General features: G+C 63.5%; 18 protein-coding genes. All 18 read right to left on the bottom strand.

All coding sequences use genetic code 11. The features are described from left to right. Nucleotides 1-90: 90 nt before the first annotated feature. The 18 genes from nuoI to relB all read right to left on the bottom strand — a co-directional run bounded on the left by nuoI (nt 91) and on the right by relB (nt 15,529). Complete coding sequence (nuoI, locus tag ASG20_RS03460; protein ID WP_055877898.1) at nt 91-576, bottom strand: NADH-quinone oxidoreductase subunit NuoI; 486 nt, start codon at nt 574-576, stop codon at nt 91-93. Then, entirely contained in the window at nt 573-1,619 is a 1,047-nt protein-coding gene (nuoH, locus tag ASG20_RS03455; RefSeq protein ID WP_056048537.1) for an NADH-quinone oxidoreductase subunit NuoH, read from the bottom strand. The genes nuoI and nuoH overlap by 4 nt, the downstream gene beginning before the upstream one ends. Continuing rightward, on the bottom strand, nt 1,616-3,610 hold the full coding sequence (nuoG, locus tag ASG20_RS03450) for an NADH-quinone oxidoreductase subunit NuoG (RefSeq protein WP_056048533.1): 1,995 nt from the start codon (nt 3,608-3,610) through the stop codon (nt 1,616-1,618). The genes nuoH and nuoG overlap by 4 nt, the downstream gene beginning before the upstream one ends. Continuing rightward, nucleotides 3,597-4,307 (bottom strand): hypothetical protein, encoded by a 711-nt coding sequence (locus tag ASG20_RS03445; RefSeq protein ID WP_056048532.1) that lies wholly within the window; start codon nt 4,305-4,307, stop codon nt 3,597-3,599. Before ASG20_RS03445 ends, nuoG begins: the two co-directional genes overlap by 14 nt. Next, the gene (gene nuoF / locus ASG20_RS03440; protein ID WP_056050371.1) at nt 4,304-5,605 is read right to left on the bottom strand and encodes an NADH-quinone oxidoreductase subunit NuoF; all 1,302 of its coding nucleotides are present in this window, start codon (nt 5,603-5,605) and stop codon (nt 4,304-4,306) included. Before nuoF ends, ASG20_RS03445 begins: the two co-directional genes overlap by 4 nt. Next, the gene (locus tag ASG20_RS03435) at nt 5,605-6,273 is read right to left on the bottom strand and encodes a complex I 24 kDa subunit family protein (RefSeq protein ID WP_056048529.1); all 669 of its coding nucleotides are present in this window, start codon (nt 6,271-6,273) and stop codon (nt 5,605-5,607) included. The genes nuoF and ASG20_RS03435 overlap by 1 nt, the downstream gene beginning before the upstream one ends. A gap of 180 nt (nt 6,274-6,453) precedes the next feature. Next, nucleotides 6,454-7,665 carry an NADH-quinone oxidoreductase subunit D gene (locus ASG20_RS03430; RefSeq protein ID WP_274705252.1) on the bottom strand — a complete coding sequence of 404 codons (1,212 nt, stop codon included), beginning with the start codon at nt 7,663-7,665 and terminating at the stop codon, nt 6,454-6,456. A gap of 20 nt (nt 7,666-7,685) precedes the next feature. Next, nucleotides 7,686-8,522, bottom strand: coding sequence for an NADH-quinone oxidoreductase subunit C (locus tag ASG20_RS03425; RefSeq protein ID WP_056048523.1), 837 nt, complete (start codon nt 8,520-8,522; stop codon nt 7,686-7,688). Next, nucleotides 8,519-9,067 carry a NuoB/complex I 20 kDa subunit family protein gene (locus ASG20_RS03420; protein WP_056058310.1) on the bottom strand — a complete coding sequence of 183 codons (549 nt, stop codon included), beginning with the start codon at nt 9,065-9,067 and terminating at the stop codon, nt 8,519-8,521. Before ASG20_RS03420 ends, ASG20_RS03425 begins: the two co-directional genes overlap by 4 nt. Next, entirely contained in the window at nt 9,058-9,432 is a 375-nt protein-coding gene (locus ASG20_RS03415) for an NADH-quinone oxidoreductase subunit A (RefSeq protein WP_056048518.1), read from the bottom strand. Before ASG20_RS03415 ends, ASG20_RS03420 begins: the two co-directional genes overlap by 10 nt. Nucleotides 9,433-9,910: 478 nt before the next feature. Beyond that, nucleotides 9,911-10,723: an inositol monophosphatase family protein gene (locus ASG20_RS03410; RefSeq protein ID WP_056048515.1), complete on the bottom strand. Its 813-nt coding sequence runs from the start codon at nt 10,721-10,723 to the stop codon at nt 9,911-9,913. Nucleotides 10,724-10,886: 163 nt separating this feature from the next. After that, the gene (gene efp / locus ASG20_RS03405; protein WP_056048513.1) at nt 10,887-11,450 is read right to left on the bottom strand and encodes an elongation factor P; all 564 of its coding nucleotides are present in this window, start codon (nt 11,448-11,450) and stop codon (nt 10,887-10,889) included. Between the two features lie 86 nt (nt 11,451-11,536). Next, nucleotides 11,537-12,142, bottom strand: a complete 606-nt coding sequence (locus ASG20_RS03400; RefSeq protein ID WP_056048510.1) for a M23 family metallopeptidase — start codon at nt 12,140-12,142, stop codon at nt 11,537-11,539. Between the two features lie 4 nt (nt 12,143-12,146). After that, nucleotides 12,147-13,160 carry a L,D-transpeptidase family protein gene (locus tag ASG20_RS03395; protein ID WP_056050368.1) on the bottom strand — a complete coding sequence of 338 codons (1,014 nt, stop codon included), beginning with the start codon at nt 13,158-13,160 and terminating at the stop codon, nt 12,147-12,149. A gap of 65 nt (nt 13,161-13,225) precedes the next feature. Further along, the gene (thiE, locus tag ASG20_RS03390) at nt 13,226-13,915 is read right to left on the bottom strand and encodes a thiamine phosphate synthase (protein ID WP_056048507.1); all 690 of its coding nucleotides are present in this window, start codon (nt 13,913-13,915) and stop codon (nt 13,226-13,228) included. A 75-nt stretch (nt 13,916-13,990) separates the two neighbouring features. Further along, nucleotides 13,991-14,911, bottom strand: a complete 921-nt coding sequence (locus tag ASG20_RS03385) for a class I fructose-bisphosphate aldolase (RefSeq protein ID WP_056048504.1) — start codon at nt 14,909-14,911, stop codon at nt 13,991-13,993. A gap of 22 nt (nt 14,912-14,933) precedes the next feature. Next, nucleotides 14,934-15,266: a type II toxin-antitoxin system PemK/MazF family toxin gene (locus ASG20_RS03380; protein ID WP_056048501.1), complete on the bottom strand. Its 333-nt coding sequence runs from the start codon at nt 15,264-15,266 to the stop codon at nt 14,934-14,936. Beyond that, complete coding sequence (gene relB, locus ASG20_RS03375; protein ID WP_056048498.1) at nt 15,263-15,529, bottom strand: type II toxin-antitoxin system RelB family antitoxin; 267 nt, start codon at nt 15,527-15,529, stop codon at nt 15,263-15,265. Before relB ends, ASG20_RS03380 begins: the two co-directional genes overlap by 4 nt. Between the last annotated feature and the right edge of the window lie 18 nt (nt 15,530-15,547).

Below are 15,547 nucleotides of genomic sequence, written 5' to 3'. Positions count from 1 at the left end.
GGTCTTCACGTTGGTGGATGCGCCCGTGCGGCACGAGATCCCAGCCTGCGCTGGGACGACGGAGTTAATCTGTGTCATCGCGGCGCTCGCTTAACGGTACGGCGCATCGGCGGCAAGGTTCGCCGCGATCGCGCTTTCCCAACGGTCGCCATTATCGAGCAGCTTCGACTTGTCGTAGATCAGCTCTTCGCGCGTTTCGGTGGCGAACTCGTAGTTCGGTCCCTCGACGATCGCATCGACCGGGCACGCCTCGGCACACAGGCCGCAATAGATGCACTTGGTCATGTCAATGTCGTAACGCGTCGTACGGCGCGAACCGTCGTCACGCGGTTCGGCTTCGATCGTGATCGCCTGTGCGGGGCACACGGCCTCGCACAGCTTGCAGGCGATGCACCGCTCTTCGCCGTTCGGATAACGACGCAACGCATGCTCACCACGGAACCGCGGCGACACCGGATTGCGCTCGTACGGATAGTTGATCGTCGCCTTTTCCTTGAAGAAATAGCGAAGCGTCAACGCGTGCGCCTTCACGAATTCCCACAGGGTAAACGACTTGATGATCTGAGCGACGCTCATGAACCCACTCCAACGCGCGTCAGCATGAGATAGCCCGACACGAGGAAAACCCAGAACAGCGAGACGGGGAGGAAAACCTTCCAGCCGAGCCGCATCAGCTGATCGTAGCGATAGCGCGGCACGGTCGCCTTCACCCAGCTGAACAGGAAGAAGAAGAACAGGATCTTGGCGAACAGCCAGATGATCCCCGGCACGTAATACAGCGGCGCCCAGTCGACCGGGGGCAGCCACCCGCCCCAGAACAGCGTCGCGTTGAGCGCGCACATCAGCAGCACGTTGGCGTACTCGCCGAGCCAGAACAGCGCGAACGACATCGACGAATATTCGGTCTGGTAACCGGCGACGAGCTCGCTTTCCGCCTCGGTCAAATCGAACGGCGCACGCTGCGTCTCGGCAAGCGACGAGATGAAGAACATCACCGCCATCGGGAACATCAGCGGGTTGAGGATGTACCCGTTGAAGAACCAGACGTGCGACTTCTGCGCCATCACGATCGCCGACAGGTTGAAGCTGCCGGTCCACAGCACGACCGAAATCAGGATGAAGCCGATCGCGACTTCGTACGACACCATCTGCGCGGCCGCACGAAGCGCCGAGTAGAACGGGTATTTCGAGTTCGACGCCCAACCCGACAGGATGATCCCGTACACGCCGAGCGACGACGCCGCGAGCACGTAGAGCAGCCCGACGTTGATGTCCGCGAGCACGACGCCAACCCCGAACGGCACCACCGCCCAGACGATCAGCGCGACCGTAAAGGTGATGATCGGTGCCAGCAGGAACAGCGTGCGGTTGGCGGCTGCGGGGACGATGGTCTCCTGCAGGAACACCTTCAGGCCGTCGGCGAAGCTCTGCAGCAGACCGAACGGCCCGACGACGTTGGGACCACGCCGCAACGCCATCGCCGCCCAGATCTTGCGGTCGGCATAGATGATCATCGCCACCGCCAGCATCAGCGGCAACGCGATCACGAGGATGTCGATGATCGTCGCGACGAAGAACGCCCAGTCGTAACCGAGCGAGGATTCGAACCAGGAGATCATTCGGCTGCCTCCGCGTAATCTTCCCCGTGGAGAAGTTCGGCCGAGCAGCGCTGCATCGTCGGCGACGCGCGGCAGATCGCGTTGGTCAGGTAGAAGTCCTTGATCGGATAACCGGCGAGTACGCCCTGCCCTTCACCATTCAGCAAGGGCGGGTTCCACTCGAACGTCGCGAGCGCCTGATGACGCAACGCAGGCACGTCCGCGTACATTTCCTCGCGCAGCCCTTCGAAGCTGTCGAACGGCAGCGTATGGCCGAGCGTATCGGACAGAGCGCGGAAGATCGACCAGTCGTCGCGCGCATCGCCGGGTGCGAACACCGCACGCTCGCCGCGCTGGACACGGCCCTCGAGATTGACCCACGTCCCCGACTTCTCGGCGTAGGTGACACCCGGCAGGATGACGTCGGCAGCCGCCGCACCCTTGTCGCCGTGATGTCCAACGAACACCTTGAAGCCTGCGAACTTCGAGTAATCGACCTCGTCCGCGCCGAGGAAGAAGCCGAGCTTCGCCCCCATCACGTCGGCGATCCCGCCCTTCTGCGCATAGCCGAGCATCAGCCCGCCCATCCGCGAGGCCGCCATGTGGACGACATTGAAGCCGTTCCAGCCTTCCTTCACGAGACCCAGTGTATCGACGAGCTTGAGAGCGGCCGCATGGCCACCCTTCAGCGCACCGCCACCGACGATCACCATCGGACGCTTGGCCTTGCCGAACGCCTCGGCAACCGCCTCGGGCAGGCTGCCGAGCAGCGCCAGATCGTCGCCGAGCCACTCGACCTTGTACGTCAGGTCCGTCTCCGGCCCGATCGCGAAGACCTTCGCGCCCTTCTTGATCGCTTTCCGCACCCGCGTGTTCACCAGCGGCGCTTCCCAGCGCAGGTTGGTACCCACCAGCAGGATCGCGTCGGCACGCTCGGTGCCGGCGATCGTCGTGTTGAAATTGACCGCTGCGATACTCGTCGCGTCATAGTCCATGCCGGTCTGACGGCCTTCGAGCAGGGTCGACCCCATCTTCGCGAGCAGCGCCTTGGCGGCGTACATCGTCTCGCAATCGACCAGATCGCCAGCGACGGCCGCAACGCTCGACCCGGCGTTCACAGCCTTGATCGCTGCGAAAGCCTCGTCCCACGTCGCGGGAACCAGCTTGCCGTTCACCCGGACATAGGGCTTGTCGAGACGACGGCGTACGAGGCCGTCGATCGCGTGGCGCGTCTTGTCGGTCGCCCACTCCTCGTTCACGTCCTCGTTGATCCGCGGCACGCAGCGCAACACCTGGCGACCACGGCTGTCGAGCCGGATGTTGGTGCCGACCGCGTCCATCACGTCGATCGTCAACGTCTTGCGCAATTCCCAAGGACGCGCCTCGAACGCATACGGCTTCGACGTCAGCGCGCCCACCGGGCACAGATCGACGACGTTGCCCGAGAGTTCGCTCTTGACCGCGTTCTCGAGATACGAAGTAATCTGCATGTCCTCGCCGCGGAAGATCGCACCGATCTCCTCGACGCCGGACACTTCCTCGGCGAACCGGATGCAGCGCGTGCATTGGATGCAGCGGGTCATGACCGTCTTGACGATCGGACCCATGTACTTCTCGGTGACCGCGCGCTTGTTCTCGTCGTAGCGCGAATGGCCGCGGCCATAGGCGACCGACTGGTCCTGCAGATCGCACTCGCCGCCCTGATCGCAGATCGGGCAATCGAGCGGATGGTTGATGAGCAGGAATTCCATGATGCCCTCGCGGGCATTCTTCACCATCGGCGAGTTGGTGAAGATCTCCTGCTTGTCCGCCGCCGGCAGCGCGCACGACGCCTGCGGCTTGGGCGGACCAGGCTTCACCTCGACCAAGCACATCCGGCAGTTGCCGGCGATGCTCAGCCGCTCGTGATAACAAAACCGCGGGATCTCCTTGCCGGCAAGCTCGCACGCCTGCAGCACGGTGGCACCGGCAGGCACCTCGATCTCTACGCCATCGACTTTAACTATGGGCATTTGTGCTTCCCTGGCCGTTTGCGGCCGTCAGGAGATGATAGGCTGGCTCTGCGAGGATATCGCGGATCATGTCACGCCGGACCTTGATGGTTTCCTTGGCGGGAAGGCAAGGCCCCAAAGCCGGAATGATTTGTGCGAGAGCGGCAGTTTCCTCACGGCTGTCGATTTGCGACTTCAGCAATGCAACCGAAGAATCCCACCTCGCCAAGGCAACGCAATGTCCGAACGCCTGTAACGCGAGCGCGTTGCTATCGACCCCAGACCCCGCGGACACCATTAAAGCATGACTTTCGTACCATGGCGCAGTCACCTTGGGCAGCGGCGGCGTAGGCTTGCCACGCAACCGCAACCGGATTGCCGAAGCTGCTATCGGACGACGCAGCATCGACCGTTTGAATTTCAGCTCCATGCCATCGAGGACTAGCCGATCACTCGTCATGCAATCGCTGAACAACGCGTTGTTAGCGTCGAGCAACTTGCCTTCCTGCGTGGATCCCGGCGAAACGTCGAGCCACTGCGCGGTCAAGTTCGGCCGCTTGCCGACGACGCAATCCGCGATGAGCCGTAACGCATCGCGGCCATCGCCAACCCCTGCCGTCTTGCCGATCCGCGAACCGGTCCGCTGCGAAGACGCTTCCGTGGCAATCGCTCCGGACGCAAAGGCGCACGCGATCAGGATGGACGCGCGGCGCCTCATTCCGCCGCTTCCATCATCGGCGCGGTGTCGCCACCGCGCTCACGGATACGGCGCTCCATCTCGGGGCGGAAATGCTTGATCAGGCCCTGGATCGGCCATGCGGCTGCATCACCCAGCGCGCAGATCGAGTGACCCTCGACCTGCTTGGTGACCTGCTGGAGCATGTCGATCTCGGACAGTTCGGCGTCGCCGGTGCGCATCCGCTCCATCACGCGCCACATCCAGCCGGTGCCCTCGCGGCACGGCGTGCACTGGCCACAGCTCTCATGCTTGTAGAAGTACGAGATGCGGCTGATCGCGCGGACGATGTCGGTCGACTTGTCCATGACGATGATCGCCGCGGTGCCGAGGCCCGAACCGACTGCCTTCAGGCCATCGAAGTCCATCGCGCAGTCCATGATCTGCGCGGCGGGCACGAGCGGCACCGAAGAGCCGCCCGGGATCACCGCGAGCAGATTGTCCCAGCCGCCACGGATGCCACCGCAATGCGTCTCGATCAGGTCGCGGAACGAGATGCTCATCTCCTCCTCGACGACGCACGGCTTGTTCACATGGCCGCTGATCTGGAACAGCTTCGTGCCGCGGTTGTTCTCCGCGCCGAAGCTCGAGAACCACGCAGCGCCGCGCCGCAGGATCGTCGGCGCAACCGCGATAGATTCGACGTTGTTGACCGTCGTCGGGCAGCCGTAAAGACCAGCGCCTGCGGGGAAAGGTGGCTTCAGCCGCGGCTGGCCCTTCTTGCCCTCGAGGCTCTCCAGCATCGCGGTCTCTTCGCCACAGATGTACGCACCCGCGCCACGATGCACGAACACGTCGAAGTCATAACCCGACCCACATGCATTCTTGCCGATGAAGCCGCGGTCATAGGCCTCGGCGACGGCTGCGAACAGCGTCTCGGCCTCGCGGATATATTCGCCGCGGATGTAGATGTACGCGGCGCGCGCGCGCATCGCGAACCCGGCGATCAGCGCGCCTTCGATCAGCTTGTGCGGATCGTGGCGGATGATCTCGCGATCCTTGCAGCTGCCCGGCTCGGACTCATCGGCGTTGATGACGAGGAAGTTCGGCCGGTCGGGCTTCGGCTCCTTCGGCATGAACGACCATTTGGTGCCGGTCGGGAAGCCCGCACCGCCACGACCACGAAGACCCGATGCCTTCATCACGTCGATGATCGCGTCCTGGCCGAGCGCCATCAGGTCCTTGGTGTTGTCCCAATCGCCGCGCATGATCGCCGCGTCGATGTTCCACGGCTGAAAACCGTAGACGTTGGTAAAGATGCGGTCCTTGTCGGCGAGCATCAGGCCCACTCCCCCCGGTAATCGTGGTTCGCGTCGACCATCGCCTTCAGCGACGTCGGGCCGCCTTCGGGGCAGCTTGCGCGGCGACCGAATTGCGGACCCGGCGTCGGGTGTCCGCCATTGGCCAGCGCCTCGAGGATCTCGGTCGTCTTGTCGTAATCGAGGTCTTCGAAGTTATCGTCGTTGATCTGCACCATCGGCGCATTCGCGCACGTGCCCAGGCACTCGACCTCGGTCAGCGTGAACATCCCGTCCGGCGTCGTGCCACCCTTGACCAGCCCGCGGTTCTTGCACGCGGCCAGAACGTCGTCCGACCCGCGCAACATGCACGGCGTCGTTCCGCAGACCTGGACGTGGAAGCGACCAACCGGTGCCAGATTGAACATCGTGTAGAAGGTCACGACCTCGTACACGCGCATGTACGGCACGCTGATCTGACGCGCGACGAACTCGATCACCGGCACCGGCAACCAGCCCTGCGTCTGCGTTTCCGCACCGACCTGGCGCTGCGCCAGATCGAGCAACGGGATCGACGCCGACTGCTCGCGACCCTTGGGATAGCGCCCGAGGATCTCGTTCGCCTTCACCTGGTTCTCGTCCGTCCAAGCGAACGAACCCCAGCGTGCGCGGGTCTCTGCCTCGTCGGGAATTTTTGGTGCTTCAGCCATTCGTCTTGTCCGCCATCAAATAGGCAAAAATCACGCCCCCGCCGATACCAGCAAGCATAGCAAAATTAGCTCCCGTGAACGTCCATTTCTGAACTCCAAGAAGACCCAGCAACACCCAACCAATCGCCAACCCGACGCAACAGTGCGCAAAATGGAAGACTGCCCGAGATCTCGAGACTGTCATCGGTCGCACTCGCCGAACACGATATCCATCGCGCCGAGGATCGCGGTCGTATCCGCCAGCATGTGGCCCTTCGCCATGAAGTCCATGGCTTGCAGATGCGAGAACGCGGTCGGGCGGATCTTGCAGCGGTACGGCTTGTTCGAGCCATCGGCGACCAGATACACGCCGAACTCGCCCTTGGGGCTTTCGGTCGCGACATAGACGTCGCCGGCGGGCACGTGGAAGCCCTCGGTATAGAGCTTGAAGTGATGGATCAGCGCTTCCATCGACTGCTTCATCTCACCGCGCTTGGGCGGCACCACCTTGCGGTCGAGCGACGCGATCGGCCCCTCGGGCATGTCGCGCAGGCACTGCTTCATGATCCGCGCGGACTGACGCACTTCCTCGACGCGCACCATGAACCGGTCATAGCAATCGCCGCGCGTGCCGACCGGCACCTCGAAGTCCATCTTGGCATAGGCGTCATAGGGCTGCGACTTGCGCAGATCCCAGGCGATGCCCGAGCCACGGATCATCGGGCCCGAAAAGCCCCACTTGATCGCGTCGTCGCGGCTGACCACGGCGATGTCGACGTTCCGCTGCTTGAAGATGCGGTTGTCCGCGACGAGCGAGATCGCGTCCTCGAACAGCCGCGGCAGACGCGTGTCGAGCCAGTCGCCGATATCGGCGAGCAGCTTCAACGGCGCATCCTGATGCACGCCGCCCGGACGGAAATAGTTCGAATGCATGCGCGCGCCAGAGACACGCTCGAAGAAGTTCATGCAGTCTTCGCGAATTTCGAACAGCCACAGGTTCGGCGTCATCGCGCCGACGTCCATGACGTGCGACCCTAGGTTGAGCATGTGGTTCGAGATGCGCGTCAGCTCGGCGAAGAACACCCGCAAATACTGCGCACGCTCGGGCACTTCGAGGTCGAGCAGCTTCTCGACCGCCAGCACCCAGCTATGCTCCATGCACAGCGGCGAGCAGTAATCGAGACGATCGAAATACGGCAGCGCCTGCGTGTACGTCTTGTATTCGATCAGCTTCTCGGTGCCGCGGTGGAGCAGGCCGACATGCGGATCGACGCGCTCGACGATCTCGCCGTCGAGCTCCATGACGAGGCGCAACACGCCGTGCGCGGCCGGATGCTGCGGACCGAAGTTGATCGTGTAGTTCTGGATCGTGACGTCGCCGGTCGTGGGATCGGCTGCGTCGGCTTCGCCCAGAAGCTCTTCGACATACAGACTCACTGGTTCTGTCCCCCGCTAGCATTGGCACCCTTGGTCGGGACCACGTCGGGGTTCGCAGGCTTCGGCGTCGCATCGGACTCCGACTTGCCGGCGCCCGTCTGCGCGGTCGACTCGGTGCTCTTGGGTTCGGTCGGCGCCTGCGTTGGCGACTGCGCCGCATCCGCCTTGACGATCGTGTCGGCCTTGAGCGGCGTCGGCGCACCCTTGGCCTCGGGCAATGCGCCCTTCTCGTCGCCGGGGAGCACGTAGTTCGCACCTTCCCATGGGCTCATGAAATCGAACGTACGGAAGTCCTGCGCGAGCTGCACGGGTTCGTACACGACGCGCTTCGACTCTTCCGAATAGCGCAGCTCGACATACCCGGTCAGCGGGAAGTCCTTGCGCTGCGGATGACCGCGGAAGCCGTAATCGGTCAGGATGCGGCGCAGGTCCGGATTGCCGCTGAACAGCACGCCGTACATGTCGTACACTTCACGCTCGAGCCAGCCGGCGACCGGCCAGATGTCCGTCACCGACGGCACCGGCTTTTCCTCATCGGTCGCGACATGCACGCGCAGGCGGTGGTTCCGCGTCAGCGACAGCATGCAATAGACGACCTCGAACCGCTCTGCGCGATCCGGATAGTCGACACCCGCGATCTCCATGAGCTGCTGGTAGGCAAGCCCCGGCGTATCGCGCAGCGCGATCATCGCGTCATACAGGTCTTCGCGACGAACGTGCAGCGCGACTTCGCCGACATGGTCGACCGCATCGAGCAGCATAACGCCAAGCGCAGCGCGCGCCGTGTCGATCACGCCGTCGTTCGACGCGTAAGCTGGTGCGGGAGCCCTCAACGCTCGATGCTCCCGGACCGCCGGATCTTCCGCTGCAGCTGCATGATACCGTACAACAGCGCCTCAGCCGTCGGCGGGCACCCGGGGACGTAGATGTCCACTGGCACGATCCGGTCGCAGCCACGCACGACGCTGTAGCTGTAGTGATAATAGCCGCCGCCGTTCGCGCACGATCCCATCGAGATCACGTACTTCGGCTCGGACATCTGATCGTAGACCTTGCGCAATGCAGGGGCCATCTTGTTGCACAGCGTACCGGCGACGATCATCACGTCCGACTGGCGCGGCGACGCGCGCGGTGCGGCGCCGAAGCGCTCGAGATCGTAGCGCGGCATGTTGACGTGGATCATCTCGACCGCGCAGCACGCGAGCCCGAACGTCATCCACCACAACGAGCCCGTACGGGCCCACTGAAACAGCTCCTCGGTCGACGTGACGAGGAAGCCCTTGTCCGTCAACTCACCGTTCAAACCGTCGAAAAAGCCCTGGTCGGGTGGCACCAGCGAACTGGGCGAACCGGGTGCGGGCTGAAGCTCTACTCCCAATCGAGTGCTCCCTTCTTCCATGCGTAGACGAGGCCAAGGGCCAATTCGCCGATAAAGATCATCATCGATATCCACGCGGTCCAGCCAAGCGTGAAGACCGAGACGGCCCAGGGATACAGGAACGCGGCCTCGAGATCGAAGATGATGAAGAGGATGGCGATCAGGTAGAAGCGTACGTCGAACTGGCTCCGCGGATCCTCGAACGCGGGAAAGCCGCACTCGTATTCGCTGAGCTTCTCAGGCGTAGGCTTGTGCGATCCCGTGAGGCGCGAGACGGCCATCGGCAGGAACACGAACGTGCTCGACAATGCGATGGCGATCCCGAGGAACAGGAGGATCGGAAGATAGTGCGACAGGTCGACCAAATTGCTTCTCGCAAGTGCGAACGGAACGGGGCCGCTTTAGGCCGATGGGGGGTGATGGGCAAGGCGTGGAGGGTGTGAGAATCACTCGCAAGTTGAGGGACCGGGGTAGTGGGAAACATCCGTTACTCGGCGTACTTGGCGTGCCCGGCTACAGCCGGGCTGCTGCAAATAGCGCAACATCGCCAAACCCTCTCCGTCACCCCGGACTGGTTCCGGGGGCCACGGTGCCGCAAACCAACGGTGGGAAAGGCTGGGGACCAGTGGATGCCGGAACAAGCCCGGCATGACGGAACAACTTAACGATCCTCCCCCCCGAAGGGGGAGAATTCGATACCCTCCCCCATTCCTCGTCATCCTGACGGAAGTCAGGATCCAGGGTTACAAACGGCAACCCTATTGGCTCTGGGTCCTGACTTTCGTCAGGATGACGGAAGAAGGGCGCCGATCTCCCCGGCCCGTCCGTTACGAACAGCTAGCCTTAGCGCAGCGCGCCGGCCACCAGCTTATGCAACCGCGAATGCAGCGCGTCGTTCGCCGCCAAGAACTCGTTGCGCTCCATAGCGCGGTCGCCACCGCGGAAGTCAGTGACGAAACCGCCAGCTTCCTTCACCAACAGCATCCCAGCCGCAACATCCCATGGCTTCAGGTTCGATTCCCAGAACCCGTCAAACCGCCCCGCCGCAAGCCACGCCAGATCGAGCGCCGCAGCACCAAGACGACGGATCCCCGCAACCTCAGGCGCAACCGCGCCGAAAATCCGGCTCCACTGCGCAAAATCGCCATGGCCCAGGAACGGGATCCCCGTAGCGATCAGCGATTCGGACAAATCACGCCGCGACGACACGCGCAGGCGCTGGTCGGTGAGCCAAGCACCCCGGCCCTTCTCGGCCCAGAAGCTCTCGTCGGTCAGCGGCTGATACACCAGCGCGGTGGTCACCTCGCGCTTGCCGTTCGGCATCGGCTCCTCGACCGCGATCGAGATGCAGAAATGCGGAATACCGTGGAGGAAGTTCGACGTCCCATCCAGCGGATCGACGATGAACCGCGGCTTGTTGGGATCGCCCTCGACCTCGCCACGCTCCTCCATGAGCATGCCCCAATCGGGACGCGCGTGCGAAAGCTCTTCGAAGATGGTCTGCTCGGCGCGCTGGTCGGCCTGGCTGACGAAGTCGGCTGGACCCTTGCGGCTCACCTGGAGCTGCTGGACCTCGTTGAAATCGCGGCGCAGGCGCGGCGCGGCCTTGCGGGCAGCGCGCTCGATGACGGTCATGATGCCGGAATGGCTAGGCATGGTATTCTATCTCCCCCCTCCCGCAAGCGGGAGGGGCCGGGGGTGGGCTSGCGCTATCAGCGTCGCGTAGCATCGAAATTGTTCGCGCCAGTATCGTCGCGTAGAATGGAGGGCGGGCGCCCACCCCCCGGCCCCCTCCCGCTTGCGGGAGGGGGAGCAGTTGTCAGTCCGCGCGCCTTACGTAGGTCTGCTCGTAAACATCGACGACGATCCGGGTGCCGGCACCGATGTGCGGCGGCACCATCACGCGCACGCCGTTCTCAAGCACTGCTGGCTTATACGAAGACGAGGCGGTCTGCCCTTTCACGACGGCATCCGCTTCGACGATCAGCGCCTCGATCGTATCAGGCAGCTGGACCGAGATCGGCCGCTCTTCCCAGAGCTCCATCACCACGTCCATGCCGTCCTGCAGGAACGCCGCGGCGTCACCCAGGATGTCGGCGTCGAGCGAGATCTGCTCGTAGTTGATCTTGTCCATGAAGGTAAGCATTTCGCCTTCGCGGAACAGGAACTGGAAGTCGACGGTCTCGAGCCGCACCTTCTCGACGCTCTCGGCGGAACGGAAGCGGATGTTATTCTTGCGGCCGTCGATGAGGTTCTTCATCTCGACCTGCATATAGGCACCGCCCTTGCCGGGCTGGGTGTGCTGAATCTTGACGGCGCGCCAGATGCCGCCCTCATATTCAAGAATGTTGCCGGGACGAATCTCGACCGCGTTGATCTTCATGACCGATTCCTGCTGGAAAGAGCTAGGGGCCGTCCGCGAAGCATGACCCTGAAGCATGACTCTGCGGAAACCCGAAGCGGCGGGCTTTAGCGGGACGACCCCGTTCCGGCAAGCAGCGGGTACGGGTTCACGTTCTCACCCTGCCACCAGCGCTCACCCGGCTGCATCCTCGTCAGCCCGAAATGCAGGTGGTAATTGCCCGCCCCGGCATCGCCGGTATCGCCGACATAGCCGAGCGTATCGCCCGCCTTGACCGCCATCCCCTCGCGAATGCCGGCCGCGTACCCAGCAAGATGCGCGTAATAATAGGTCCAGCGGCGGTCGGGCGAGCGGACGTACAGCGTGATGCCGCCAAGCCCGCTCTCAAACAGCTTCTCGACCCGTCCCGGCGCGGCCGCGAGGACCGGCGTCCCACTTGGTGCCATGATGTCGGTCCCGTGATGGCCGCGCAGACCGCCTCCCCGCGCATCGTTCCAGCTGTCGGCAATCGCTTTCCGCGACACGCCAGCCACCGGAACGGCCAGCGCCCCCGGCGTTACGGAAACGGACGCGACATTGGCGGGAGGCACCGGCTTGCGCCAAGGCACCCCCCCCTCAATGCTGCTACCGCTGCTGCCAAACGACACCATCGAGGCGAACGCGCCGACCGCCACCACGATCAGCCCGAGAATGATCCAGAACGTCCGTGTCATCGTCTCAAGCCTGGAACACGGCCTTGGTCCCCGGCTTGATCATCATCGACAACCGCGCCGCATCCCAGTTGGTCAGGCGGATGCAGCCATGACTCTCCGCACGCCCGATCGTCTCGGGGTTCGGCGTACCGTGGATGCCGTAATGCTCCTTCGAAAGGTCCATCCAGACGACACCGACCGGACCATTCGGCCCCGGCGGCAGCATCTCCTTCTGCTGACCCTTCTTGGCATCCCAAAACAGTGCCGGATTGAAGTGGAACTTCGGATTGTAATCGGAGCCCTTGATCGTCCACGTGCCGAGCGGCAGCGGGTCGTGGCTCGATCCCATCGTCGCGGAGAATTGCGCGATCAGCTTGTCGTTCGCATCGAGCACGCGCAGCACGCCGTCCGATTTGTCGACGACGACATGATCCGCCTTTGGCTGGTTCGCGTCGACGTTCAGCATCGTCAGTGTCGCGATCCAGTCCGGTTTCAGTTTAGGATCATACGCGCGCGACGTCGGCAATGCGTTGGGGAACACCACCTTGGTGCCCGGCGTCAGCTTCGTCGTCGGCGAGTTCAACGCGACGATCACCGCCGGCGTCGTGTGGAACATCTCGCCGAGCTTCTCCATGACGTTCTTGTACCCAAGCGCCGGGAGTTCAGCCTGCTTGGCAGGATCCTTCGGGAACGGATTGACAAACGGCCCCGCCAGCATTTCAGGCGTCAGCGCGACGGTCACGGTCGGCCGTGCGGCGCGGTAGGGATACAGCGCCTGCAACGTCCGCGCGTCAGGCTTGCCGGTGATGGGCAGCCCCTTCGCCTCCTGGAACCCCTTCAGCGCCGCGACCAGCGACTGCCCGCCGCGCCCGTCCAGAACGCCCGGCCCGAAGCCGAGATGGTCGAGAATCACCTGCACGTGCAGGATATTGCGATCAATCGGTACGGGTTTGGCGGGCGCGGTCTGCGCTACCGCTGGCGAGGCGACCCCGAACAGGCACGCCGCAAGAACCGAAGCTTTCGTCACAAATGCCGTCATGCCCGTCATCCCAAACCGTTACGCTCGTGCATCAAACGGTCGGGACGACGGTTGTTTCCAACGGTTCAGCGCTTCGCAAGAACCTCGCCGAACGCCTTGATCGCAGCGATCTCGTCGCCGCCCCAGACTGCACCGGACACGGCGATGAAGTCCGCCCCCGCAGCCACCAGTGGCGCGGCGTTTTCCGGCGTGATGCCACCGATCGCGACGCAGGGCATCTCGAACAAGGTCGACCACCAGGACAGGATCACCGGCTCGGCGGTATGCGTCGCAACCTTCGTCGTCGTCGGATAGAAGGCCCCGAACGCGACGTAATCGGCCCCGGCCTCACCCGCTTCCATCGCCAGATGACGGCTGCCATGACAGCTCACGCCGATCTGCGCATTGGGCCCAAGCTGCGCCCGCGCCTCGCGCGGATCGCCATCGTCCTGCCCGAGATGCACGCCGTCCGCATCGAGCCGCTTCGCCAGCCCGATATCGTCATTGACGATGAATGCGACATCACGCTCGGCACAGATCGCCCGCAAAGGCTCGCCCAGCGCGGCCGCCGCATGCTGATCGATGTCCTTCACGCGAAACTGGAACGCAGCCACCGGCCCGGCATCGAGCGCCCGAGCAAGACGCTCCGGAAAGTCGCCACCGACGTCCAGCGGCGACACCAGGTAAAGCTGGCAAGCCGGCCGACGCATGTCGCGGCGGAAATTCTCGGCGAAATTGGGATCGAGCGGGCCCAGCGGATCTTCGAATTCGGTCATGTCCGCCCCCTAGCCGCTCATACCCGCCACGTCACCCCGGCGCATGACCGAGGTGACGTGCAGTCAAACCGAGGCTTATTCTTCGTTCTTGTAGATCCGGATGATCCGGTCGAGCATCGCCAGCGCCTCGTCGCGCGGGCGCTGGAAGGTGTTGCGGCCGATGATCGAGCCGTTGCCGCCACCGTCGCGGATGTCGCGCGCGTCCTGGAAGATCGCGTCCTCGCCCTTCGACGCGCCGCCCGAGAAGACGTTGATGCGACGCCCGGCAAAGCTCGACTGGACGACGTGCTTCACGCGGTCCGACTGCTTCGACCAATCGGTGTTCGCATACAGCGGCTTGGCTTCCTTCTGCTCGATATGCGCGGTCGGCAGCTTGGTCTTGATGATGTGCGCGCCGAGCAGCGCCGCCATGTGCGCGGCATAGGCACCCACGTCCAAAGCGAGCTCGCCGTCCTTGGTCAACTCGCCGCCGCGAGGGTACGACCAGATCACCGTCGCGATGCCGACCGACTTCGCCTCTTCGCTCAGTTCGCGGATTTCCTCGACGAGGTCGAAGAACTGGTCCGCGCCCGGGTAGATCGTGAAGCCGATCGCCGCCGACCCGAGCCGCACCGCGTCCGACACCGTCGCCGTCACCGCCTGGTCGATCGTCGTCGCCCAGCTGTTCGAGCTGTTGCACTTCAGGATCGTCGGGATCTGCCCCGCGAACGTATCCGCCCCCGCTTCGAGCATCCCGAGCGGCGCGGCATAGGCGCTCAGCCCGGCGTCGATCGCGAGCTGGTAATGGTAATGCGGGTCGTACGCCGCCGGATTGACCGAGAAGCTGCGCGCCGGGCCATGCTCGAACCCCTGGTCGACTGGCAGGATCACGAGCTTGCCAGTGCCGCCAAGCTTGCCCTGCATCAGGATGCGCGCGAGGTTCGCCTTCACCGCCGAACTGGTGGCTTCATACTTGTCGAGAATAGTTTTGACTTGCGGAGTGATCGTGGAAGTCATGGGTAAGTCCTTTCTCAATATTTTAAAGTTCCAGCCATCGGCGTAGTGCCTGATCGACCGCAAACATGGTTTCGTTGGAAGCATTACCGATCCGTTGGCCGACGCGATGCCGCCAGACCGACTGCACCTTGTCGATACAGATCTCGCTCGGCTTGAAGAGTCCTGTATCGGGATTTGCCGCAATCGGTATGCGGAACATGCCCAAGCCGGCAAGCTGGCTGGTAATCAAACAGACCGTCACGCTGTCGTGATCCTGAAGAAACGCGTTGGTTTGAACGACGAGCGCCGGGCGCGGCTTGCTGGCGAAGTCCCCTGCGTTGGCGTCGGCAATAGTAACAATGTCACCGCGTTTCATTCGGCGGCATCACGGCGATTGCTGACAGGCTCCGGATCATCCCAAGCCACGCCCAGTCGCTCCCATGCGTCATCTTCTTCGGTCCAGCCAAGCGCCGCCGCAGCGAGCGACTGCCGCTTCGCCTCCGCCAGGAATGCCTCGTCGTGGCGTTCGACATAGCGTCGCACGGCTTCGCGTGCGATATCGCTCTTGCTGCGCCCTTGGGTGCGCGCAACCGCCGCGAGTCGCTCTTCGAGTTCGCTATCGAGCCTGACGCCGAGCATCCGAGTCTCCGTTTAACA

Origin of the sequence: Sphingomonas sp. Leaf198, assembly GCF_001424005.1 — a bacterium.
Lineage (GTDB): Bacteria > Pseudomonadota > Alphaproteobacteria > Sphingomonadales > Sphingomonadaceae > Sphingomonas.
The sequence above is the reverse complement of the archived record's forward strand: the minus strand, read 5'-3'. Positions and strand labels throughout refer to the sequence as shown.

Coding starts and splice junctions, on each gene's coding strand:
- nuoI (WP_055877898.1), bottom strand. CDS start 576: ATGAGCGTCGCTCAGATCATCAAGTCGTTTACCCTGTGGGAATTCGTG.
- nuoH (WP_056048537.1), bottom strand. CDS start 1,619: ATGATCTCCTGGTTCGAATCCTCGCTCGGTTACGACTGGGCGTTCTTC.
- nuoG (WP_056048533.1), bottom strand. CDS start 3,610: ATGCCCATAGTTAAAGTCGATGGCGTAGAGATCGAGGTGCCTGCCGGT.
- ASG20_RS03445 (WP_056048532.1), bottom strand. CDS start 4,307: ATGAGGCGCCGCGCGTCCATCCTGATCGCGTGCGCCTTTGCGTCCGGA.
- nuoF (WP_056050371.1), bottom strand. CDS start 5,605: ATGCTCGCCGACAAGGACCGCATCTTTACCAACGTCTACGGTTTTCAG.
- ASG20_RS03435 (WP_056048529.1), bottom strand. CDS start 6,273: ATGGCTGAAGCACCAAAAATTCCCGACGAGGCAGAGACCCGCGCACGC.
- ASG20_RS03410 (WP_056048515.1), bottom strand. CDS start 10,723: ATGCCTAGCCATTCCGGCATCATGACCGTCATCGAGCGCGCTGCCCGC.
- efp (WP_056048513.1), bottom strand. CDS start 11,450: ATGAAGATCAACGCGGTCGAGATTCGTCCCGGCAACATTCTTGAATAT.
- ASG20_RS03400 (WP_056048510.1), bottom strand. CDS start 12,142: ATGACACGGACGTTCTGGATCATTCTCGGGCTGATCGTGGTGGCGGTC.
- ASG20_RS03395 (WP_056050368.1), bottom strand. CDS start 13,160: ATGACGGCATTTGTGACGAAAGCTTCGGTTCTTGCGGCGTGCCTGTTC.
- thiE (WP_056048507.1), bottom strand. CDS start 13,915: ATGACCGAATTCGAAGATCCGCTGGGCCCGCTCGATCCCAATTTCGCC.
- ASG20_RS03385 (WP_056048504.1), bottom strand. CDS start 14,911: ATGACTTCCACGATCACTCCGCAAGTCAAAACTATTCTCGACAAGTAT.
- ASG20_RS03380 (WP_056048501.1), bottom strand. CDS start 15,266: ATGAAACGCGGTGACATTGTTACTATTGCCGACGCCAACGCAGGGGAC.
- relB (WP_056048498.1), bottom strand. CDS start 15,529: ATGCTCGGCGTCAGGCTCGATAGCGAACTCGAAGAGCGACTCGCGGCG.